We start from the raw sequence: 20,433 nt of genomic DNA on the forward strand, positions 1-20,433 counted from the left end.
CGTAAAGTGGGCGCCACCATGTCCAAGAAGACTTTCGAGGAGCTCTTCACCGAGCTCCAGCACAAGGCCGCGAACGGCGACCCCGCCACCTCCCGCACCGCCGAACTGGTGGACAAGGGAGTCCATGCCATCGGCAAGAAGGTCGTCGAGGAGGCCGCCGAGGTCTGGATGGCCGCCGAGTACGAGGGCAAGGAGGCGGCGGCCGAGGAGATCTCCCAGCTGCTGTACCACGTCCAGGTGATGATGGTCGCCCGCGGCATCTCCCTGGACGACGTCTACGCCCACCTGTAAAACGAGCCCCTCTTTTTTCACCCCTTCACGCAAAGGAAGCCGACCTCATGCTGCGCATCGCCGTCCCCAACAAGGGTTCCCTGTCAGGCCCCGCGGGGGAGATGCTGCATGAGGCCGGCTACCAGCAGCGCCGCGAGTCCAAGGAACTGCGCATCGTCGACCCGACCAACGAGGTCGAGTTCTTCTACCTGCGCCCCCGCGACATCGCGATCTACGTCTCCTCCGGCAAGCTCGACATCGGCATCACCGGCCGCGACCTGCTGATCGACTCCGGCGCCGACGCCGAGGAGATCCTCCCGCTCGGCTTCGCCCGCTCCACCTTCCGCTTCGCCGGCAAGCCGGGCACCGCGAACGGCATCGAGGACCTCAAGGGCCGGACCGTCGCCACCTCCTACGAGGGCATCGTCGCGGCCCACCTGGCCGACCGGGGCGTCGACGCCTCCGTCGTCCACCTCGACGGCGCCGTCGAGACCGCCATCGAGCTCGGCGTCGCCGAGGTCATCGCGGACGTCGTCGAGACCGGCACCTCCCTGCGCAACGCGGGCCTGGAAGTCTTCGGCGAGCCCATCATGAAGTCCGAGGCCGTCGTGATCCGCCGCTCCGGCGCGGACGCGGAGGAGCCCAAGGTCCAGCAGTTCCTGCGCCGCCTCCAGGGTGTGCTGGTGGCCCGGACGTACGTGATGATGGATTACGACTGCCGGGTGGAGCAGCTGGAGAAGGCAGTCGCGCTCACCCCCGGCCTGGAGTCCCCGACCGTCTCCCCGCTGCACAACGAGGGCTGGGTCGCCGTCCGCGCGATGGTCCCCGCCAAGGACGCCCAGCGGATCATGGACGACCTGTACGAGATCGGCGCCCGGGCCATCCTCACCACGGCCATCCACGCCTGCCGACTCTGAGCACGACCCGGAGCCATGTCATGCCCGACACCACGCCGGACCTGCCCGTCACCTTCCGGCCGGGCCGCACCCGCGCCGTCCTGACCGCCCTTGCCGTCCTCACCTTCGCGGCCATCACGGCGGTCGGCATGCTGCTGGAGGGCCTCGGCACGGGAGAGCGCCTCAGCTTCATGCTGACCGCCCTCCTCCTCGCCGGGGTCCTGCTCCTGCTGGCCCGGCCCCGGGTCACCGCCGACGAGGCGGGCGTCACCGTCGTCAACCTCACCACCAAGCGGCGCCTCGCCTGGGCCGAGATCCTCCGGGTCAACCTCCGGCAGGGTGACCCCTGGGCCTTCCTGGACCTCAGCGACGGCACCAGCCTGCCCGCGCTCGGGATCCAGCCGGGCATCGCCCGGCAGCGCGCGATCCAGGACGCGCGTGCTCTGCGCGCCCTCGTCGAAGCCCGCTCCGCCGCCGTCCCCGAGCCTCCGCGCGGCTGACGCGGGTGCGGCGACCCTGCCGCAGGCACCCCCTCCGTGACTAATCTGGGACCGAGGACGCGGCCGTCGCGTCCTCGCCCCTGTCGCTCCGCCCGGTGCGCGGGGGTTCCCGCTACCCGAGGAGTGACTCCCTCCGGCGATGGACGGATCGTCCTGCAGTACCTGCGCCGCCCCTTGCTGTGACACCCCACAGGCGGCGGCATCATGACCACCCCCCTGCTGCTCCTGGCAGCCGCGTTCCTGCTGATCCTCGCCAACGGCTTCTTCGTCGCCGCCGAGTTCGGTCTGGTCACCGTCGAACGGCCGGACGCCGAGCGGGCCGCCGCCGACGGCGACCGACGTGCCCGCCGGGTCGTCGAATCCCTCAAGGAGCTGTCCTTCCAGCTCTCCGGCACCCAGCTCGGCATCACCATCACCTCCCTCGTGGTCGGCATGCTCGCCCAGCCGGCGCTCGCCCAGCTCCTGGACGGCCCGTTCACGGCGACCGGCATCCCCGACGGCGCGGTTCCCGGTGTCTGTGTCGTCGTGGGCATGCTGCTGGCCTCGGCGGTGCAGATGGTGATCGGCGAGCTCGTACCCAAGAACTGGGCGGTGTCCAGGCCCCTGCAGGTCGCGCGCTTCGTCGCGGGCCCGCAGCACGCCTTCGCCCGCCTGTTCCACCCGGTGATCGCCGCGCTGAACGCCGTGGCCAACCGCCTCGTCCGCGCTCTCGGCATCGAACCCACCGAAGAGCTGGCCTCCGCCCGCACCCCCGGCGAACTGGTCTCCCTGGCCCGGCACTCCGCCCGGGCCGGCGCCCTGGAACAGGACACCGCCGAACTCTTCGTACGGACCCTGTCGCTGGGTGAACTGACCGCTCAGCACGTCATGACCCCGCGCGTGAAGGTCAGCGCCCTGCACTTCTCGGCCACCGCCCAGGACGTCGTCAACCTGACCCGCGCCACCGGCCTGTCCCGCTTCCCCGTCTACCGGGAGAAGATCGACGAGATCGTCGGCATCGTCCACCTCAAGGACGCCCTCGCGGTCCCCGCGCACGACCGGCTGCGGACCACCGCCGGCCGGATCGCCGGCCCGGCGCTCCTCGTCCCCGAGACCCTGCCCGTCAGGCCGCTGCTCACGCGCCTGCGCAGCGAGCAGCCCATCGCGGTCGTCGTCGACGAGTACGGCGGCACCGCCGGCGTCGTCACCCTGGAGGACATCGTCGAGGAGATCGTCGGCGAGGTCCGTGACGAGCACGACGGCCTCGACGTCCCCGAACTGGCCCCCGCCCCGCCGGAGGACGGCCGTCCCGCCTGGGACGTCGACGGAAGCTGCCGCGTCGACGCCCTGCGACGTATCGGCCTCGAAGCCCCCCAGGGACCGTACGAGACCGTGGCCGGCCTGGTCGCCGACCTGCTCGGCCGCATCCCCGCCGTCGGCGACCGGGCGGAACTGCCCGGCTGGCGGCTCTCGGTCCGCCAGGTCGGCCACTACCGAGCCGAACGGACGCGACTGGTGCGGACGGCGCCCGTGTCCGTACTGGAGGCCGCCCGATGAGCGTTCTGCAACTCCTTCTCGCGGCGCTGCTCGTGCTCGCGAACGGCTTCTTCGTCGGCGCCGAGTTCGCACTCGTCTCGGTGCGCCGCAGCCAGATCGAACCGCTCGGCACCGCCCGGGCCCGGCAGGTGCTGTACGGGCTGGAGCGGCTGCCGCAGATGATGGCCGCGGCCCAGTTCGGCATCACCGTCTGCTCACTGACGCTCGGCGCGGTCGCCGAGCCGACGGTCGCCCATCTGCTGGAGCCGGTCTTCGAGTGGATGCACCTGCCGCACGGCGTCATTCACCCGCTCGGCTACGTGATCGCGCTGGCCGCCGTGGTCTTCTGCCACCTCGTCATCGGCGAGATGGTCCCGAAGAACCTCGCGATGGCCGCCCCCGAGAAGGCCGCGCTCTGGCTGAGCCCCGGCCTGGTCGCCTTCGCCCGCCTCTGCAGGCCGGTCACCGCCGCGCTCGGTGCCTGCGCCCAGGGCATTCTGCGGCTGTTCCACGTCGAGCCCAAGGACGAGGTCGAGGCCGTCTACACCAGCGAGCAGCTCAACCGGCTGGTGGAGGACGCCGGCCAGGCCGGCCTGCTCGACCCGGAGGAGCAGGAACGACTGGAGGACGCCCTGGAACTGGGCTCCCGCCCGGTCACCGACGTGCTCCTCGGACGCGAGTCCCTGATCACCGTCAGCCCGTCGGTCACACCGGGCGAGATCGTCGGGCTCACCGCACGCACCGGGTACTCGCGCTTCCCGGTCGCGGCCGGGAAAGGGGCCTTCATGGGATACCTCCACGTCAAGGACGTCCTCGACCTGGAGGACTCCGACCGGGCCGTCCCGCAGCAGCTCTGGCGCCCGATGACGACCCTGCGCCCCGAACTCCCGCTCGACGACGCCCTCACCGTGATGCGCCGGGCGGCGACCCACCTCGCCCAGGTGACGGACGCGTCCGGGAAGGTACTGGGGCTCGTCGCCCTGGAGGACGTACTGGAGCTACTGGTGGGCGAGGTGAAGGACCCGGCCCACAGAGAGGTGACGCTGGCGACATGACCCGAGCCGCGTCCGCCCGCCGGCGCGGCGAGCGAACCCCCTCGGGCGCCGGCCCCGAACGCCGGCGCCTCACAACCCCGGGGGGTCCTGCGGTCCTCTCCCCGACAGCACCTCCCCGTACGCCTGCATCAGATCCGGCAACCGCAACGTCGCCAGATCGTCCCGGGTCAGCACCCCGGGGCACACGGACAACCGCAGATCCCGGTACGCGCAGCTCTTCTCGTACAGCGTCCGCAGGAACCGCCCGTTCCCCAACTCGTCGATCCACCCCTGGTCCACCACGTGCCCGGCGATCGAGCGCAGCTCGTCGCGTGCCTCCTCGTCCCACCCGTCCCCGTTCTCGGCCGCGAGCACCTCACCGATCGAGGTGAGCTCCAGCGGCCGGTACGACGGGAAGTCGACCCGTGTGGTGAAGCGGGAGGACAGCCCCGGGTTGGCGGTCAGCAGCCGGTCCATGCCCTCCGGGTAGCCGGCCAGGATCACCACCAGGTGGTCGCGGTTGTCCTCCGCCCGCTTCAGCAGCACCTGGAGGGCCTCGTCGCCGTACGCGTCGCCCTTGCCGTAACCGGAGTTGGACAGGGAGTACGCCTCGTCGACGAAGAGGACGCCGCCGAGCGCGGAGTCGATCAGCTCGTTGGCCTTCACGGCGGTCTGGCCGAGGTACTCGCCGACCAGGTCGGCCCGTTGCGCCTCCACGAGGTGGTCGCCGCCGAGCAGGCCGAGGGCGTAGAAGACGCGGCCCAGGATGCGGGCCACGGTGGTCTTGCCGGTGCCCGACGGGCCGGAGAAGACGAAGTGGCGCTTGGGCGGCTGGACCGGCAGGCCCTGACCGGCCCGCAGCCGCGCCATGTTCAGCTGCGCGGACAAGGCCTTGACCTGCCGCTTCACCGGCTCCAGCCCCACCATGCGCTCCAGCTCGGCGAGCGCCTCCTCCAGTAACGCGGGGTCGGTGGGCCCGGTGGGCAGGGACGGGTCCGGCCCGCCCGCCTTCTCGCGCACCGACGGTCCGGTCAGCGTGGGCAGGGGGGCGGTCAGCGCGGGTTCGGGGGCGGACAGCTTCAGGCCGCGCTCCTCGGCGCCGAACAGAGGGTCGAGTCCGTCGGCGCCGTCCAAACCGTCCATTCCCATACCGGCCTGCGCCAGCCCCGCGAGGTCGGTGGCGTCGTCGTAGCCGTCGCCCTCGGCGATCGCCGCCAACCGGGCCGAGGTGTCCATGAAGGCGGGGTCGACGCGGTGCACGGCCCGGTACAGCGGCAGCGCGGCGGCGCTGCGCCCCGTGCCCTCGTGCGCCCGCGCCAGCCAGTACCGCAGTTCCTTGCGCTGCGGCTGCTCGCTGCGACACCGCATGAGGGCCGCCGACAGCAGCGGCTCCGCCTGTCCGTACATCTCCAGGCGTACCCGCGCCATGCCGCTGAACAGGCCGGCCTCGATGCCCAGCAGGGGATCGCCGAGCAGCGGGTCGGTGTGCCGGACGAGCTGTTCCCAGTCCTTGACCAGGTAGGCGCGGCAAGCGTGCAGGAACCGGACCTGGGCGTCGGTGTCCACGGGCGGCAGTCCGGCCAGCGCCCGGTCCAGTTCCGGGACGTGGCGGCCGTCCAGCCAGTGGGAGGCGTGCGCCAGCAGCAGATCGCGAGGACTCTCCAGTACGGGCTGCACCCACCAGCCCAGCCAGTACCAGGAGTTGAGGGTGCGGCGGTGGCGGGCGCGCTGCTCGCCGAAGCGCTCCCGGTGCCGGAACATCCTGAGCAGCGCGTTGGTGGTGTCGACGCGCAGCGCGTGCAGTCCCAGCCAGCCGTCGGCCATCTCGGGGTCGATGCGTACCGCGGCCCGGAACTCCTCCTCCGCCTGCGGATAGGCCCCCATGGTGTAGGCGTCCACGCCGCGCAGCCAGGCGAGGTCGGCCGGGGCCTGCGGGCCCTGCGCGCCGAAGTCCATCACGTCCCCCACGTACCGTGCCCCCGTCGGTATGCCGGCGAGCCGTCGCCCGTCGACCGCCTCGGTCAACGGCTTCACCGCGGACCGGAGTTGCAAGGTGCGCGCGGCAACCGCCCGTAGGTCGCACCGAGGGCATCGTACCCGCGGCGGTCTTTCCTCCGAAGGGTGCCGGGGCGGGCTGTTCCACGGGGTGGGAGCAGACGGGGCGCGCGCGGGGCGGTGACCGAGGGTGAGCGGATCGCGTCGCGGAGCAGCCGGAAAACGCGCTCAGGGCAGAACGAAGCCCCCGGTCACGGGGGAACAACCGGGGGCTTCGTGTCTGTCGGCGGCTTCGAGCGGCCGCACATTCAGAACGTAAGACCTGTACGGCCCCCGGGTCAAGCGCAGTTGGGGCGCACCGGCCGGTTGCCGAGCGGTGATCTTCACGAGTTCAGCACATTGCGGAGGGTCCGTCACCCTGCGTGAGGAAGTGGGTTGAGGAGGAGGTTCCCGCGGGTCCCGGGAGTACCTCGTACCCCTCCTCTTTCTGCCGCACCAGAAGGTGCGCGTAGGGGCGCGAGGGGTCGTCGGCGAAGTGCCGGCGCTCCGCCGGGATCCACCCGTCCCAGAACGTCCGCTGCTCCGCTCCGTCGCGCGCCCGTCCGCGTGCCCACGCCTCCTCGCACGGCAGCTCCATCCAGAGCAGCCGGGTCAGGTGCGGACGCAGCGCCTCGCGGCCGGCGCCGACCCCCTCCACCAGGACCACCGGGGCCGGCGGCAGCGGGCGGGAGGCTCCGAAGGACCGGGTCCGCCAGTCGTAGGGGGCGTACCGCGCGGTGTCGCCGCGCCGCAGGGGCTCGATCACCTGGCTCAGCAGCCGCCCCGTCCAGTCGAACAGTTCGTCGTGGCTGGCGATGTCGTCGAGGTGCAGCACCGGCGCGCCACCCAGCTCGGCGGCCAGCCGGCCGGCGAACGTGGACTTCCCGGAGCCGGCGTACCCGTCGACGGCGATCAGGCGCACGGGCCCGCAGGAGGGGGGAAGCCGGCGGAGCCGGGCGGGGAGGTCGTGGATGGCGGGTCCTGGGCGGCGCGAAGGGACGGACGGTGTTCGCCCCGCACTCTAACCGCGCCGCTCCGGCCCGTGCCCACGCCACTGGTCGACACCAATATTCATGGCGTGGCGTGCGCGGAAGTGCTGGCAGGAGCGGGCACCTGCGGCCATAGTTGGCGCACAACCGTGCAACGGACCCGCCCGACTCGGACACCTGGGGGTCTTCCGCCCATGAGCAGAGCCGAACAGCCGTCCCGCAGAACCGTCCTGGCCGCCGCCGTCGCGGCCGCCGTGGCGGGCAGCGCGATCCCTGCCAACGCCGAAGCCGCGCCCGGTACGGGCGCCGGCGGCGCGGACCCCGGCCGCGCCCCCGCGCGAGAGGTCGACTACCGCGCCTGGACCACGTTCCGCGACTGGCGGGGCGGCGTCGCACAGGGTGCCCGCCCCGTCGCCGGAGCCCGGCCCGGTGTCGCGATCGGCGCCCCGGCCGGCACCACCGACTACACCGACCCGCACACCGGCAGGGCCGGCACCTGGGAATACGCGACCTGGACGTCGCCCGTCCACCGGCTCACCGTGCCCTCGACGGAGGTCATCGCCTCCTGGAACGCGCACACCCCGAGCGGCACCTGGATCCAGGTCGAGCTCAAGGGCACCTACTCCGACGGCACGGACACCCCCTGGTACGTGATGGGCCGCTGGGCGGCCGGTGACCAGGACATCAAGCGGACCTCGGTCGACGACCAGGGCGACGGCAGGAGCAGTGTCTGGACGGACACGTTCGCCATCGACGACGCCTCCACCGGCCTGCGCCTGGCCTCCTACCGGCTCAGGCTCACCCTCCACCGCCGCCCCGGCACGAGGGCGACGCCCACCGTCTGGCGGCTCGGCGCGATGGGCTCCGACGTGCCCGACCGCTTCACCGTCCCGGCCTCCGCCCCCGGCCTCGCCCAGGAGCTGCACGTCCCGCGCTACTCGCAGGAGATCCACAAGGGCCAGTACCCCGAGTACGACAACGGCGGCGAGGCCTGGTGCAGCCCCACCTCCTCGCAGATGATCATCGAGTACTGGGGTGGCCGGCTCACCGAGGAGCAGCTCGCCTGGGTCGACCCCTCCTACGCCGACCCGCAGGTCTGCCACGCGGCCCGGTACACGTACGACCACCAGTACGCCGGCTGCGGCAACTGGCCGTTCAACGCCGCCTACGCGGCCACCTTCAAGGGCCTCCAGGGCGTGGTCACCCGCCTCGGTTCCCTCACCGACCTCGAGACGCTGATCGCGGCCGGCATTCCGGTCATCACGTCCCAGTCCTTCCTGGAGAAGGAGCTGACCGGGGCCGGTTACGGCACCTCGGGCCACCTGATGACCGTGATCGGCTTCACCGCCGACGGGGACGTGATCGCCAACGATCCGGCCTCGGACGACAACGAGGCCGTGCGCCGCGTCTACCGGCGCCGCGAGTGGGAGAACATCTGGCTCAGGACCAAGCGGTACAACGCCAGTGGCAAGGTCGCCTCCGGTACGGGCGGTGTCTGCTACCTGTACTTCCCGGCCCATCCCAGCCCGCGCCAGCGCAAGGCCCTCGCGGCGGTGGGCGTGCGCTGACCGCACCGCGACGACGGCCCCCAACGCCGCTCCACCGAGCGCCGGGGGCCGTCCGCCCTGGCTCGCCGGCCCGCTGTGACCAACGTCTCCGCCGCAAAAGCCGCTCCCGGTGGCAAGGTGGACAGGGTGACCGCCAGGGGGAGCTGGGGGCCGGGGGGAAGTCCACCGAACGTCGAGATCAGCGAGAAGCCATGAGCGCACACACCGCCACCGCCGCCCGTGTCCGTACCGGCGGCCCCAAGGACGACGGCCCGAAGGTCCTCGAGCACGTCATGGGCTGGACCCTTGTCGTGGTGATCGCGATGTTCGTGGTCCAGCTGGGCCTGCTGTGACGTGACCCTCGTGTGACCTGCCCCACGACCCGGCCTGCCATACTGCGGACGTCCTGCCCCCCGTAGGAGACCAGGGTCGAAATTGAATATCAGTCAACAGCGTGCCGACGCCCGTCCCCGGGCGCGCGGCACCGAGCGCTCGCTGACACGCCGCTCCGAACTCATCGCCATCGGGCGGCGGTTGTTCGCCGACACGTCGTACGACGCGCTCTCCATGGACGACATCGCCCGCCAGGCGCATGTCGCCAAAGGGCTGATCTACTACTACTTCCAGTCCAAGCGGGGCTACTACCTGGCGATCATCCAGGACTCGGTCGCCGACCTCGTCACCACCGCCGCGGGCGGCACCGAACTGCCTCAGGCGGACCGCGTCCACCGCACCATCGACGGCTATCTGCGCTACGCCGAACACCACCAGGCCGCCTACCGCACGATCGTCACCGGCGGAGTCGGTTTCGACGCCGAGGTGCACGCCATCCGCGACGGGGTGCGTGAGGCGATCGTCGTCACCATCGCCGAAGGAGCGTACGGGCGCTCCGACGTCGGACCACTGGCCCGTATGGGCCTGTTCTCCTGGGTGTGCGGCGTCGAGGGCGCCACCCTGAACTGGATCGGCCGCCCCGGACTGCCCCGCGAGACCATGCGCGACCTGCTGGTGAAGTCGCTCGGCGGCACCCTGCGCGCCATCGAGGAGCTGGACCCCGCCTGCCCGGCCCCGGCCCCCGCCCGCCGGGACGCCTGACGAAGGAGGGGCGAGGGCCGGAGTCCGGCGCGCGGGCCCGAACGCGGTCCGGGCCGCCGCCCCGCACCGGCCCGGTCTTCCTCGGCGCACGCCTGCTGGGAACCCACGTAGGCACCGGCCGGAGCATTTCTCCAAGTAAGCGGTCGTTAACTGGTGACTCCATGCCTCCGATCGGGCATACTCACAGCGCACAGCCGCTGGTCAGCCGCTTCCGCGACCCGGGAGTGCGAGCATCGGCCAGGCCCGAACGACCCGGCGGAACCGCCTCCACCCAAGGCGCACATCCGCCGATGTGCCCCGACAGGGAGGAGAGCGTCGCCATGCCCGACCGCGCCCCGCAGCCGGTGGACCGGCAACTGCCCACGGACGAGGCACGGGATCTGATCTCGCTCGTCCGCGACATCGCGCAGCGTGAGATCGCCCCGAGGGCCGCCGAGGAGGAGGACGCCGGACGCTTCCCGCGCGAGGTCTTCACCCTGCTCTCCGACTCCGGCCTGCTCGGTCTGCCCTACGACGCGGAGTACGGCGGCGGCGATCAGCCGTACGAGGTGTACCTCCAGGTCCTCGAAGAGCTCGCCGCGGTCAGGCTCACCGTCGGTCTCGGCGTCAGCGTGCACACGCTCGCCTCCTACGCGCTCGCCGCCTACGGCACCAAGGAGCAGCAGTCCGAGCACCTGCCGGCGATGCTCGGCGGCGGCCTGCTCGGCGCCTACTGCCTGTCCGAACCCGCCTCGGGATCGGACGCCGCGTCCCTGCGCACCAAGGCCGTGCGCGAGGGCGGGGGGGACTGGGTGCTCACCGGGACCAAGGCGTGGATCACGCACGGCGGCATCGCCGACTTCTACACCGTGATGGCGCGTACCGGTGAGGAGGGCCCGCGGGGGATCACCGCCTTCCTGGTCCCCGGCGACGCCGAGGGGCTGAGCGCCGCGGTGCCGGAGAAGAAGATGGGCCTCAAGGGCTCACCCACGGCGCAGGTCCATCTCGACGGCGTGCGGGTCCCCGACGCCCGGCGTCTCGGCGAGGAGGGCCAGGGCTTCGCGATCGCCCTGTCCGCGCTCGACTCCGGGCGGCTCGGCATCGCCGCCTGTGCGATCGGCGTGGCCCAGGCGGCGCTGGACGAGGCGGTGTCCTACGCGGCCGAGCGGCGGCAGTTCGGCAAGCCGATCTCCGACTTCCAGGGGCTGCGCTTCATGCTCGCCGACATGGCGACCCAGATCGAGGCCGGCCGCGCGCTGTACCTGACGGCGGCACGGCTGCGCGACGCCGGTCTGCCGTTCGCCAAGCAGGCTGCCATGGCCAAGCTGCACTGCACCGACACGGCGATGCGGGTCACCACCGACGCCGTGCAGGTCCTCGGCGGGTACGGCTACACCGCGGACTTCCCGGCCGAGCGGTACATGCGCGAGGCGAAGGTGCTGCAGATCGTCGAGGGCACCAACCAGATCCAGCGGATGGTCATCGCCCGTCACCTCGCGGGGCCCGAGGAGCGCTGAAGTCGCCGAAGCCGCCGGCGACGCCGAAGTCGCCGGTGGCGAAGGAGCCCTCGAGCCCGCGCGGAGGCGCCGCGAGCCTGACCCACTCCGGGTCGTGGCGACCGGGCAGGGTACGGCCGCGGTCGGCCCAGGCTCGCATCAACTCACGGTAGATCGGCGGATCCGGGAGTTGCGGGACCGGTCCCGCGGGCACCGGGACGAACACGCGGTGCCGACGCCCGGTCGCCGAGTACGTGGGGGTCATACCCGGGCAACGCGGCAACGGCGGGCAGGACACCGGTCCGCGGAATCGAGAGTGAGTTCGCGGGCGTCCGTCGCCGAGTCGCCGTTGCCGGGCCGGTCCTGACGCCACGTCGCCCCTACCGGCCCTCATCACCTGCGACAGCACATGCCGTCCCGCGCCACGGCGGTCTGCGGGCCGTGGCGCGGCTGGTCGACGGAAAGCCGGGCTGCGCCCCCGGACGGTGGGTGCCCGAGGCGGTTCAGGCCGCCTCGCGCCGCATCGCCGGCACACGGATCGGGCGCGAGCCCGGGCCGCCGACGTGGGAGAAGGGCTGGGTCCGCCAGTCGAGACCCCGGGGGAGCGTCAACAGCAGCGCGGTGTCCTGCTCGTGGGGCTGGAACGACTCGTCCGCGGGACGGGCCTCGGTGGCCCTGCGGCCGGTGCCCGCGCAGACCGAGAGCCCGAACGGGTTCCACGGCGAGGCGCACAGTGCGTGCTCCGGCAGCACCTCCTCGTCCGCCAGCAGGGCGATGGGCTGCGCACAGTCCGGGCAGATCACCCGGTACATCTCGTAGGTGTCGTAGGTGTCGAGTTCCTCGTCGTCGAAGGCGTCGGGTTCGACGCCCTCCGATACGAGCTCGACGACCGGCTGCTGCCGCTTGGGCGTGGTACGTCCAGGGCGCTTAAGACTCTGCATTGGGTTCTCCCCCTCGGGCTGGGCCGTGAAGGCACTGCGGCCTCGACCACAGCAAGCACTTCCCGTCCCCCTTGCGGGGTAATCACGAGAACATCACGGAGGTCGTTCAAGGTGTGTGGTATTCGTCACATGCCGCTCGCAGGTGCCCCGTGCGGCGGATTTGTCCCCTCTCGGCCGCCGGTCGACTCCCCGTCACATCACGAACCGGGCATGACCTGGACTGCTCAGGTATCCGAGGAGATCAACCGCACTGTAGGTTCTTGCGCCATGGAGGAGCTGGACCGACAGATCGTGCAGCTGCTCGTCAAGGACGGGCGGATGAGCTACACAGACCTGGGCAAGGCCACGGGCCTGTCCACGTCGGCGGTGCACCAGCGGGTGCGGCGGCTGGAGCAGCGTGGCGTCATCCGCGGTTACGCCGCGGTCGTCGACCCGGAGGCCGTCGGGCTGCCGATGACCGCTTTCATCTCGGTGAAACCGTTCGACCCCAGTGCCCCCGACGACATCGCCGACCGCCTCGCCGGCGTCCCGGAGATCGAAGCCTGCCACAGCGTGGCGGGCGACGAGAACTACATCCTCAAGGTGCGCGTGTCCACACCGCACGAGCTCGAGGAACTGCTCGCCCGGGTCCGTTCCCTCGCCGGGGTGTCGACCCGGACCACCGTGGTGCTGTCGACGCCGTACGAGTCCCGGCCGCCGCGGATCTGACCGGCGGTCGGCGCCGCCCGCGTCGCCCCGGGCGCCGGGACGCGCCGGCGCGGCCGCCCCGCCTGCCGGGTGGTCCGCGTGAGGGGCGAGACTGGTGTTCATGAGTGAGTCCACCACCCCGTCCACGACCGTCCTGCTGCGCCGCGGCGAGGTCCACAGTCCCGCCGACCCCTTCGCGACGGCGATGGTCGTCGAACGCGGCCAGGTCGCCTGGGTCGGCTCGGAGGGTGCCGCGGACGCCTTCGCGGACGGCGTGGACGAGGTGATCGACCTGGACGGCGCCCTGGTCACCCCGGCGTTCACCGACGCACACGTGCACACCACGTCCACGGGCCTCGCCCTCACCGGCCTGGACCTGTCCGGCGCCCCCACCCGCGAGGCGGCCCTCGCCCTCGTACGGGACTTCGCCGCGGCCCGCCCGGACGACCGCGTCCTCCTCGGCCACGGCTGGGACGCCTCCCGCTGGCAGGGCGGGCTGCCCCCGACCCGTGCCGAGCTGGACGAGGCCACCGGCGGCCGGCCCCTCTACCTCAGCCGTATCGACGTCCACTCGGCCGTCGTCACGACCGCCCTGCTCGACCTGGTCCCGGGGGGCACCGACCGGCCGGACGGCCCGCTCACCGCCGACGCCCACCACGCCGTACGCGCCGCCGCGTTCGGGGCCGTCGCCCCCGACCAGCGCACCGAGGCCCAGCGCGCCGCCCTCGCGCACGCCGCCTCCCTCGGCATCGGAACCGTTCACGAGTGCGCAGGCCCGGAGATCTCCTCCGAAGACGACCTCACCGGCCTGCTGCGCCTCGCGGCCCAGGAGCGCGGGCCGCGAGTGATCGGATACTGGGCCGAACAGGACGTCGACAAGGCCAGGGAACTGGGCGCCGTCGGCGCCGCGGGCGACCTTTTCGTCGACGGCTCCCTCGGCTCGCACACCGCCTGCCTGCACCGGCCGTACGCCGACGCCGAGCACACCGGCACCGCGTACCTGGACGCCGCCGCCGTCGCCGCCCACGTCGCCGCCTGCACCGACGCCGGCCTCCAGGCCGGCTTCCACGCCATCGGCGACGCCGCCGTGACCGCCGTGGTGGAGGGCGTGCGCGCCGCCGCCGACAAGCTCGGCCTCGCCCGGGTCCGTGCCGCCCGCCACCGCGTCGAACACGCCGAGATGCTCACCCCCGAGACCGTCGCGGCCTTCGCCGAGCTGGGCCTGACCGCCTCCGTCCAGCCCGCCTTCGACTCCCTGTGGGGTGGCGAGGACGGCATGTACGCCCAGCGCCTGGGTGCCGAGCGGGCCCGCACCCTCAACCCCTTCGCGGCCCTGCTGCGCGCCGGTGTTCCGCTGGCCTTCGGCTCGGACAGCCCCGTCACGCCCCTCGATCCGTGGGGCACCGTCCGCGCCGCCGCCTTCCACCGCACGGCGGAGCACCGCGTCTCCGTGCGTGCCGCTTTCACTGCGCACACACGCGGCGGCTGGCGGGCGATCGGACGCGACGACGCGGGCGTCCTGGTGCCGGGCGCCCCCGCCGACTACGCCGTGTGGCGTACCGGCGAGCTCGTGGTCCAGGCCCCCGACGACCGGGTCGCGCGCTGGTCGACCGACCCGCGCTCCGGCACCCCCGGCCTGCCCGACCTGACTCCGGGCCGCGACCTGCCCGTCTGCCTGCGCACCGTGGTGGGCGGCCGGACGGTGTTCGTACGGCCGGGCGAGTGATCTCCACGGCCGACGGGGCGATGATCTTCTTCCGCGTACCACCTGCGCGTCCTCGGCTCTGACCTGCGCGTTGGTACGGAAGTCGCAGGTCGAACGACTGTTGACAGGCGACGGCGGGGGGCCGGTAGGTTCGGCCGAGTCCACCACCGGACGCCCGACCGGGGAATCCTCCGCGTACGCGTCGCGGCGCCGCTGGGTCAGGGACGGTGTGCCGCACCGGCGCACCGTCACTGGGAGCCAGGCTCAGCGCTCGCGCCGCGACGAGGGACCATTCCGGCCGGTCGGGAGGTGTGACCCGGGTGGGGCCCGGGCGCTCAGTAGACAACGGCTTTCGGTCGACCCGCAGCCAGCGGGCCCCGGGTCGGCCCGAAGGGCGCCGGGCCCCCATCCGCAGCGGAAACGGTCCTTAACCGCGCATCCCTACCCCGGTGCTCGGGAAATGACACCGCTGTACGAACGTCCTGTCACGTCACCGCAGGCCGCGGCCATTATGGTGGTCCTCTGCGTACGGACATGAAGGGGCAGCGGTGAACGACGGCGACGGGACGCCCGCGGAAGCGGGGCGGGGGAGGCGGTTCGGCCCCCTGGGCACGGCCTTGGTGATCATTCCGACCTTCAACGAGGTGGAGAACATCAAGGCGATCGTCGAGCGCGTGCGCGAGGCGGTCCCTCAGGCGCACGTGCTCGTGGCCGACGACAACAGCCCCGACGGCACCGGCAAGCTCGCCGACGAACTGGCCGCCGAGGACGACCACGTCCAGGTCCTGCACCGCAAGGGCAAGGAGGGCCTGGGCGCCGCCTACCTCGCGGGCTTCCGCTGGGGTCTGGAGCACGGCTACGGCGTGCTGATCGAGATGGACGCCGACGGCTCCCACCAGCCCGAGGAGCTGCCCCGCCTGTTGACCGCCCTCAAGGGCGCGGACCTGGTGCTCGGCTCCCGCTGGGTGCCCGGCGGCCGGGTGGTGAACTGGCCCAAGTCCCGCGAGTTCATCTCCCGCGGCGGCAGCATGTACTCCCGCCTCGCGCTCGACCTGCCGCTGCGCGACATCACCGGTGGCTACCGCGCCTTCCGCCGCGAGACCCTGGAAGGGCTCGGCCTCGACGAGGTCTCTTCCCAGGGCTATTGCTTCCAGGTCGACCTCGCCCGCCGGGCGATCAAGGCGGGGTACCACGTCGTCGAGGTGCCGATCACGTTCGTCGAGCGCGAATTCGGCGACTCCAAGATGAGCCGCGACATCCTGGTGGAGGCCCTCTGGCGAGTCACCACGTGGGGTGTGGGGGAGCGGGTCGGCAAGGTCCTGGGCCGCGACAGACAGCCCGACGCGAAGCCCGGCAGGGCGGTCGGCAAGCCGACCGGAGTGCCGGGCGAGAAGGCGGCCGAGCCGGGCGACGAGCCGGTACAGGCGCCCGACAAGAACACCTGATCGTCCCCTTACGCCGCGCTGAGCCGGGGCCAGGCACACTAGGGGTATGACGACTGGCGCTCAGACCCCCAGGTCCCCCGCCCGGCCCCCGCGCTCCCGGCTGCGCACCTTCCTGCCGCTGGGCATCGCCGCGTGGCTCGTGCTGGAGATCTGGCTGCTGACCGTGGTCGCGGGTGCCTCCAGCGGGTTCGTGGTCTTCCTGCTGCTGGTGGCGGGCATCGTCCTCGGGTCCGTGGTGATCAAGAGTGCGGGCCGCCGGGCCTTCAGGAACCTCACGCAGACGCTGCAACAGCAGCAGGCGGGCGTCATGCCCGAATCCCGTCCGAACAGCGAAGGCAACGGCCTGATGATGCTGGGCGGACTCCTCCTGATACTTCCCGGTCTGATCTCGGACGCGCTGGGCCTGCTCATGCTGCTGCCCCCGGTCCAGAAGGCCGTGAGCCGCTACGCGGAGCGGACGGTGGAGCGCAAGCTCCGCGAGGCCGGCCCGGGCACCCTGGGCGACGCGTTCCGCCAGGCCCGCATGCACCAGCCGGACGGCAGGGTCGTCCAGGGCGAGGTCATCCGGGACGACCCGGACGACGCACCGCAGGATCCGCGTCCTCCGCTGACGCGCTGAGCCTCTCCGCCGACCGGAGCCGTGGCCTCACCCGGCCCGGGACGCGCCGGGGGACATACCAAAACCGCGGGTGCCGTACGTGGAACTCACGTACGGCACCCGCGGTGTTCGGTTGTGCTGCTGCTTACGGTTTCCCGCTACGCACTCTTGCGACTGTCTCGCGGATGCACCGCGATGTTCATCGCGCCGGAGCGCAGAACGGCCAGTCGCTCCTCGAGGACCTCTTCGAGTTCCTCGCGGGTGCGCCGCTCCATCAGCATGTCCCAGTGCGTACGCGCGGGCTTGGCCTTCTTCTCCTCAGGGCCGTCGCCGTCCACAAGGAGTGCCTGGGCCCCGCAGACCTTGCACTCCCACTCCGGCGGGATCTCCGCCTCGACCGAGAAGGGCATCTCGAATCGATGCCCCTTCTCGCATGCGTACTCCACGGCCTGGCGCGGGGCCAGGTCGATGCCGCGGTCCGTCTCGTAGCTGGTCACCACGAGGCGCGTGCCGCGAAGAGCTCGCTCACTCATGAATCGTGCCTCCCGGGCTTGTCGCCCACAGGACAGGTGTCGCTGTCGTCGTCATCCGGTCAACGTCCGGGCGGCGGTAAAGATTCCCGTCCCGACTCCCGTTCCGGGCGTCTGCGTCGCCGTCGCAGTCGCAGCCTTGCAACCAGTGCAGTACCCGCCGATGTCCGGTTTGTCACGTCTGCTGGCAGATGTGACATAGCGTTTCGGCACCTTTGACGCGCAGTAACGGTACGCCTGGCAGGCCAAACGCGTACACTACAGCCCTTTCGCGCCAAGTGCTAAATCCTTTCAGGTACCGGGTTGCCCGCGTCGCCGATCGCCCGCCGCACCGGGACCCGCGCGAGCAGCACGAAACCGATGACGAAGAACACGACCAGCGAGATGATCGCGTCCCGGTAGCTCCCGGTCAGCTGGTAGGTGAGCCCGAAAAGCAGCGGACCGAGCCAGCTCATCCCGCGGTCGCTCAGCTCGTACGCCGAGAAGTACTCGGCCTCCTTGCCGGGCGGGACCAGGTGGGAGAACAGGGAGCGGGACAGCGCCTGGCTGCCGCCCAGGACGAGCCCGATCCCGGCGGCCAGCACGAAGAACCACACCGGCTCCCCGGCCGGCAGGAAGTACCCGGCCGCGAGCGTGACCGTCCAGGCCACCAGCGACCCGAGGATCGTGCGCTTCGCCCCGTACGTCCGGGCCAGCCGGCCCAGCGCCAGCGCGCCCGCCACCGCCAGCAGCTGGACCAGCAGGACGGCCACGATGAGCGTGGACTGTCCGAGGTCCAGCTCCTCGGAGCCGTAGACCGAGGCCTGGGAGATCACCGTCTGGATGCCGTCGTTGTAGACGAGGTACGCCAGCAGGAAGGCCAGGGTCAGCGGGCGGCGGCGCATGTCGCGGACGGTCGCCGCGAGCTGCCGGAACCCGGGAAGGGCCGCCTCCCGCGCGGGAGCGCGGCGGTCGCGCAGCCGCCGCAGCGGGATGAGTGCGAAGGCGCCCCACCACAGGCCGGCCGACGCCAGACAGACGCGGACCGCCGCGCTCTCGCTCAGCCCGAACGAGTCGTGGGCCGTGTAGAGGACCAGGTTCGCGATCAGGACCAGGGCCCCGGCCGCGTACCCGAAGGCCCAGCCGCGGGAGGAGACCGCGTCGCGTTCCTCGGGCGGGGCGATCTGGGGCAGGTAGGAGTTGTAGAGCATCATCGCGACGGACTGCGCGGCGTTGGCGACGACCAGGAGCAGGCCGCCCAGCAGATAGCGGTCGCCGTCGAGGAAGAACATGCACGCCGTGGCCGCGGCCCCGGTGTACGCGGCGGCGGCCAGCAGTGGCTTCTTGCGGCCCGAGCGGTCGGCCGCGGCGCCCACCAGGGGCATCACCAGCACCGCCACGATCACCGACAGGGACACCGAGTACGCGAAGAACGACCCGGCCCGCACGGGTATGCCCAGCGGGTGGACATACCCGTCCGCGTCCGCCGCCGCCTCGGCGACCGACGTCAGATAGGGGCCCAGGAACACGGTGAGCACGCTCGTCGAGTAGACCGAGCACGCCCAGTCGTAGAAGTACCAGCCGCGCTGCTCGCGCCGTCGGTCGTCGGCGCCGTCGGCCGCGTCCGTCCGCAGGGTGTCGGTGCCCACCCGTGCCCTCGCTTCCCCGTGAACGCGCGCCGTCCCGGGGTTCGGCCGCGGGTCGCCGACGCTGCCGGACGGTCTCAGACCCAGACGCCGCGGTCCTCCATGACCTTGCGCAGTGTGTCGATGTGATCGGTCATGATGCCATCCACCCCGAGGTCCAGGAGGCGGTGCATGCGGCCGGGGTCGTTCACCGTCCAGACGTGCACCTGGAGCCCGCGCGCGTGGGCGGTGCGCACGAAGCGCCCGTCCACCACCTGGATGCCCGACTGGACCTCCGGTACCTGTGCGGCCACCGCCGAGCGGCGCAGCGCGGCAGGGACGCCCCAGGAGCGCAGCCGCAGGCTGAGGACGCCCCGGGTGCCGTACGAGGTGGCCAGGCGCGGGCCGGCCAGGCGCTGGGCGCGGACGACGCGGGCCTCGGAGAAGGAACCGACGCAGACCCGGTCCCAGGTGTCCGTCCGCTCGATCAGCTCCAGGAGCGGCAGCAGCGCCGGCTCCGCCTTCACGTCGATGTTCCAGCGGATCCGGGGGAAGGCCTCCAGGAGATCCTCGAAGAGCGGCACCGGCTCCACGCCCGCCACGCGCGCGCGGCGCACCCTCTCCCACGTGAGGTCGGCGATCCGGCCGGCCCCGTCCGTCACCCGGTCCAGGGTCGCGTCGTGGAAGGCGACGAGCTTCCCGTCCCGCGTGGCGTGGACGTCCGTCTCGATGTACCGGTAGCCCGCCTCGACCGCGCGCCGGAACTGCCGCAGCGTGTTCTCCAGGCCGTCCGCCGCGCCGCCCCGGTGGGCGAAGGCGATCGGACCGGGATGGTCCAGGTAGGGGTGGCGTATCGCGGTGGTCACCGACGCAGTATCGCGCGCCGGGGCCGACCGGCGGCAACCACCGTGCTGCCGCCCGGTGTCGGGGGAACGGCGAACACACGCAGGAAGACCTGGGCGAGCGGGCCGATCGACACGGCGTAGAGCAGGGTGCCGACACCGACCGTGCCGCCGAGGGCGAAGCCCGTCACCACGACGGTGATCTCGACGGCGGTCCGCACCAGGCGCACCGACAGCCCCGTGCGCCGGTTCAGCCCGGTCATCAGGCCGTCGCGCGGGCCCGGGCCGAACCGGGCGGCGATGTACAGCCCGGTCGCCGCGCCGTTCAGGATGATCCCCGCCACCATCATGGCGATCCGCGGCGTCCAGCCGTGGGCGTCGGGCACGACGGCCAACGTCGCGTCCATCGCGGCGCCGATCACCAGCACGTTGGAGACCGTCCCGAGACCCGGCCGCTGGCGCAGTGGGATCCACAGCAGCAGGATCGCCGCGCCGAGCAGGGTCAGCACCACGCCCATCGGCAGGCCGGTGCGCTCCGCGAGGCCCTGGTGCAGGACGTTCCACGGCTCCAGGCCGAGGCCCGACCTGACCAGCAGCGCCGAGCTCGCGCCGTACAGCACCAGACCGCCGTAGAGCTGTGTCAGTCGCCGGGGGAGCTGTCGATGCCCCGATTGCCTGGTCTGCCTGGTCTGCCTGGTCTGCCTGGACAAGATGTGCCCCCTGGGT

21 protein-coding genes are annotated in these 20,433 nt (G+C 72.1%); 13 read left to right on the forward strand and 8 right to left on the reverse strand.

Annotated features, from left to right (window positions below; translation table 11 throughout):
* Positions 1-18: 18 nt before the first annotated feature.
* The 5 genes from ACH4F2_RS09155 (at position 19) to ACH4F2_RS09175 (ending at position 4,236) form a co-directional block, all read left to right on the forward strand.
* Complete coding sequence (locus tag ACH4F2_RS09155; protein WP_030951748.1) at positions 19-291, forward strand: phosphoribosyl-ATP diphosphatase; 273 nt, start codon at positions 19-21, stop codon at positions 289-291.
* A gap of 47 nt (positions 292-338) precedes the next feature.
* The gene (hisG, locus tag ACH4F2_RS09160) at positions 339-1,187 is read left to right on the forward strand and encodes an ATP phosphoribosyltransferase (RefSeq protein ID WP_398132050.1); all 849 of its coding nucleotides are present in this window, start codon (positions 339-341) and stop codon (positions 1,185-1,187) included.
* A 20-nt stretch (positions 1,188-1,207) separates the two neighbouring features.
* Positions 1,208-1,666, forward strand: a complete 459-nt coding sequence (locus ACH4F2_RS09165) for a PH domain-containing protein (protein WP_398132051.1) — start codon at positions 1,208-1,210, stop codon at positions 1,664-1,666.
* A gap of 204 nt (positions 1,667-1,870) precedes the next feature.
* Positions 1,871-3,202, forward strand: coding sequence for a hemolysin family protein (locus ACH4F2_RS09170; protein WP_398132052.1), 1,332 nt, complete (start codon positions 1,871-1,873; stop codon positions 3,200-3,202).
* Positions 3,199-4,236 (forward strand): hemolysin family protein, encoded by a 1,038-nt coding sequence (locus ACH4F2_RS09175; protein ID WP_398132053.1) that lies wholly within the window; start codon positions 3,199-3,201, stop codon positions 4,234-4,236. The genes ACH4F2_RS09170 and ACH4F2_RS09175 overlap by 4 nt, the downstream gene beginning before the upstream one ends.
* 69 nt (positions 4,237-4,305) lie before the next feature.
* Here the strand turns inward: ACH4F2_RS09175 and ACH4F2_RS09180 are convergent, their stop codons facing one another.
* Positions 4,306-6,171 carry an AAA family ATPase gene (locus ACH4F2_RS09180; protein ID WP_398132103.1) on the reverse strand — a complete coding sequence of 622 codons (1,866 nt, stop codon included), beginning with the start codon at positions 6,169-6,171 and terminating at the stop codon, positions 4,306-4,308.
* A gap of 430 nt (positions 6,172-6,601) precedes the next feature.
* Positions 6,602-7,222, reverse strand: a complete 621-nt coding sequence (locus ACH4F2_RS09185) for a uridine kinase (RefSeq protein ID WP_398132104.1) — start codon at positions 7,220-7,222, stop codon at positions 6,602-6,604.
* A 210-nt stretch (positions 7,223-7,432) separates the two neighbouring features.
* Here ACH4F2_RS09185 and ACH4F2_RS09190 point away from each other — a divergent pair, with 210 nt between their 5' ends.
* The 4 genes from ACH4F2_RS09190 (at position 7,433) to ACH4F2_RS09205 (ending at position 11,376) form a co-directional block, all read left to right on the forward strand.
* A complete protein-coding gene (locus ACH4F2_RS09190) occupies positions 7,433-8,806 on the forward strand; it encodes a peptidase C39 family protein (protein ID WP_398132054.1) in 1,374 nt (457 codons plus the stop codon).
* A 191-nt stretch (positions 8,807-8,997) separates the two neighbouring features.
* Positions 8,998-9,138, forward strand: a complete 141-nt coding sequence (locus ACH4F2_RS09195) for an SCO1431 family membrane protein (RefSeq protein ID WP_398132055.1) — start codon at positions 8,998-9,000, stop codon at positions 9,136-9,138.
* Between the two features lie 82 nt (positions 9,139-9,220).
* The gene (locus tag ACH4F2_RS09200; protein WP_398132056.1) at positions 9,221-9,880 is read left to right on the forward strand and encodes a TetR/AcrR family transcriptional regulator; all 660 of its coding nucleotides are present in this window, start codon (positions 9,221-9,223) and stop codon (positions 9,878-9,880) included.
* A 320-nt stretch (positions 9,881-10,200) separates the two neighbouring features.
* Positions 10,201-11,376 (forward strand): acyl-CoA dehydrogenase, encoded by a 1,176-nt coding sequence (locus ACH4F2_RS09205; protein ID WP_398132057.1) that lies wholly within the window; start codon positions 10,201-10,203, stop codon positions 11,374-11,376.
* Here the strand turns inward: ACH4F2_RS09205 and ACH4F2_RS09210 are convergent.
* Together ACH4F2_RS09210 and ACH4F2_RS09215 are read right to left on the reverse strand one after the other, a co-directional pair.
* Positions 11,339-11,620, reverse strand: a complete 282-nt coding sequence (locus tag ACH4F2_RS09210) for a hypothetical protein (protein WP_398132058.1) — start codon at positions 11,618-11,620, stop codon at positions 11,339-11,341. The two genes, ACH4F2_RS09205 and ACH4F2_RS09210, sit on opposite strands and share 38 nt — an antisense overlap.
* Positions 11,621-11,858: 238 nt before the next feature.
* Positions 11,859-12,296, reverse strand: coding sequence for a hypothetical protein (locus tag ACH4F2_RS09215; RefSeq protein ID WP_398132059.1), 438 nt, complete (start codon positions 12,294-12,296; stop codon positions 11,859-11,861).
* 267 nt (positions 12,297-12,563) lie between these two features.
* On the opposite strand from ACH4F2_RS09215, the gene ACH4F2_RS09220 reads away from it, so the two are divergent.
* The 4 genes from ACH4F2_RS09220 to fxsA all read left to right on the forward strand — a co-directional run bounded on the left by ACH4F2_RS09220 (position 12,564) and on the right by fxsA (position 16,752).
* Positions 12,564-13,004, forward strand: coding sequence for an Lrp/AsnC family transcriptional regulator (locus tag ACH4F2_RS09220; protein ID WP_142196567.1), 441 nt, complete (start codon positions 12,564-12,566; stop codon positions 13,002-13,004).
* A 100-nt stretch (positions 13,005-13,104) separates the two neighbouring features.
* The gene (locus tag ACH4F2_RS09225; RefSeq protein ID WP_398132060.1) at positions 13,105-14,709 is read left to right on the forward strand and encodes an amidohydrolase; all 1,605 of its coding nucleotides are present in this window, start codon (positions 13,105-13,107) and stop codon (positions 14,707-14,709) included.
* A 527-nt stretch (positions 14,710-15,236) separates the two neighbouring features.
* Positions 15,237-16,133 carry a polyprenol monophosphomannose synthase gene (locus ACH4F2_RS09230; RefSeq protein WP_398132061.1) on the forward strand — a complete coding sequence of 299 codons (897 nt, stop codon included), beginning with the start codon at positions 15,237-15,239 and terminating at the stop codon, positions 16,131-16,133.
* Between the two features lie 46 nt (positions 16,134-16,179).
* A complete protein-coding gene (gene fxsA / locus ACH4F2_RS09235) occupies positions 16,180-16,752 on the forward strand; it encodes an FxsA family membrane protein (RefSeq protein WP_398132062.1) in 573 nt (190 codons plus the stop codon).
* 137 nt (positions 16,753-16,889) lie between these two features.
* Here the strand turns inward: fxsA and ACH4F2_RS09240 are convergent, their stop codons facing one another.
* From ACH4F2_RS09240 to ACH4F2_RS09255, 4 genes are all read right to left on the reverse strand, one after another.
* Positions 16,890-17,264 (reverse strand): RNA polymerase-binding protein RbpA, encoded by a 375-nt coding sequence (locus tag ACH4F2_RS09240; protein ID WP_003977404.1) that lies wholly within the window; start codon positions 17,262-17,264, stop codon positions 16,890-16,892.
* Positions 17,265-17,542: 278 nt separating this feature from the next.
* Positions 17,543-18,889, reverse strand: coding sequence for an MFS transporter (locus ACH4F2_RS09245; RefSeq protein WP_398132063.1), 1,347 nt, complete (start codon positions 18,887-18,889; stop codon positions 17,543-17,545).
* Between the two features lie 74 nt (positions 18,890-18,963).
* Complete coding sequence (locus tag ACH4F2_RS09250) at positions 18,964-19,731, reverse strand: glycerophosphodiester phosphodiesterase (protein WP_398132064.1); 768 nt, start codon at positions 19,729-19,731, stop codon at positions 18,964-18,966.
* Entirely contained in the window at positions 19,728-20,417 is a 690-nt protein-coding gene (locus tag ACH4F2_RS09255) for a YitT family protein (protein WP_398132065.1), read from the reverse strand. Before ACH4F2_RS09255 ends, ACH4F2_RS09250 begins: the two co-directional genes overlap by 4 nt.
* Positions 20,418-20,433: the final 16 nt, after the last annotated feature.

This window comes from Streptomyces sp. NPDC017890 (assembly GCF_044328675.1).
Taxonomy (GTDB): Bacteria; Actinomycetota; Actinomycetes; order Streptomycetales; family Streptomycetaceae; genus Streptomyces.

Coding starts and splice junctions, on each gene's coding strand:
- ACH4F2_RS09155 (WP_030951748.1), top strand. CDS start 19: ATGTCCAAGAAGACTTTCGAGGAGCTCTTCACCGAGCTCCAGCACAAG.
- ACH4F2_RS09190 (WP_398132054.1), top strand. CDS start 7,433: ATGAGCAGAGCCGAACAGCCGTCCCGCAGAACCGTCCTGGCCGCCGCC.
- ACH4F2_RS09205 (WP_398132057.1), top strand. CDS start 10,201: ATGCCCGACCGCGCCCCGCAGCCGGTGGACCGGCAACTGCCCACGGAC.
- ACH4F2_RS09195 (WP_398132055.1), top strand. CDS start 8,998: ATGAGCGCACACACCGCCACCGCCGCCCGTGTCCGTACCGGCGGCCCC.
- hisG (WP_398132050.1), top strand. CDS start 339: ATGCTGCGCATCGCCGTCCCCAACAAGGGTTCCCTGTCAGGCCCCGCG.
- fxsA (WP_398132062.1), top strand. CDS start 16,180: ATGACGACTGGCGCTCAGACCCCCAGGTCCCCCGCCCGGCCCCCGCGC.
- ACH4F2_RS09210 (WP_398132058.1), bottom strand. CDS start 11,620: ATGACCCCCACGTACTCGGCGACCGGGCGTCGGCACCGCGTGTTCGTC.
- ACH4F2_RS09170 (WP_398132052.1), top strand. CDS start 1,871: ATGACCACCCCCCTGCTGCTCCTGGCAGCCGCGTTCCTGCTGATCCTC.
- ACH4F2_RS09225 (WP_398132060.1), top strand. CDS start 13,105: ATGAGTGAGTCCACCACCCCGTCCACGACCGTCCTGCTGCGCCGCGGC.
- ACH4F2_RS09165 (WP_398132051.1), top strand. CDS start 1,208: ATGCCCGACACCACGCCGGACCTGCCCGTCACCTTCCGGCCGGGCCGC.
- ACH4F2_RS09215 (WP_398132059.1), bottom strand. CDS start 12,296: ATGCAGAGTCTTAAGCGCCCTGGACGTACCACGCCCAAGCGGCAGCAG.
- ACH4F2_RS09240 (WP_003977404.1), bottom strand. CDS start 17,264: ATGAGTGAGCGAGCTCTTCGCGGCACGCGCCTCGTGGTGACCAGCTAC.
- ACH4F2_RS09175 (WP_398132053.1), top strand. CDS start 3,199: ATGAGCGTTCTGCAACTCCTTCTCGCGGCGCTGCTCGTGCTCGCGAAC.
- ACH4F2_RS09180 (WP_398132103.1), bottom strand. CDS start 6,171: ATGGACTTCGGCGCGCAGGGCCCGCAGGCCCCGGCCGACCTCGCCTGG.
- ACH4F2_RS09220 (WP_142196567.1), top strand. CDS start 12,564: ATGGAGGAGCTGGACCGACAGATCGTGCAGCTGCTCGTCAAGGACGGG.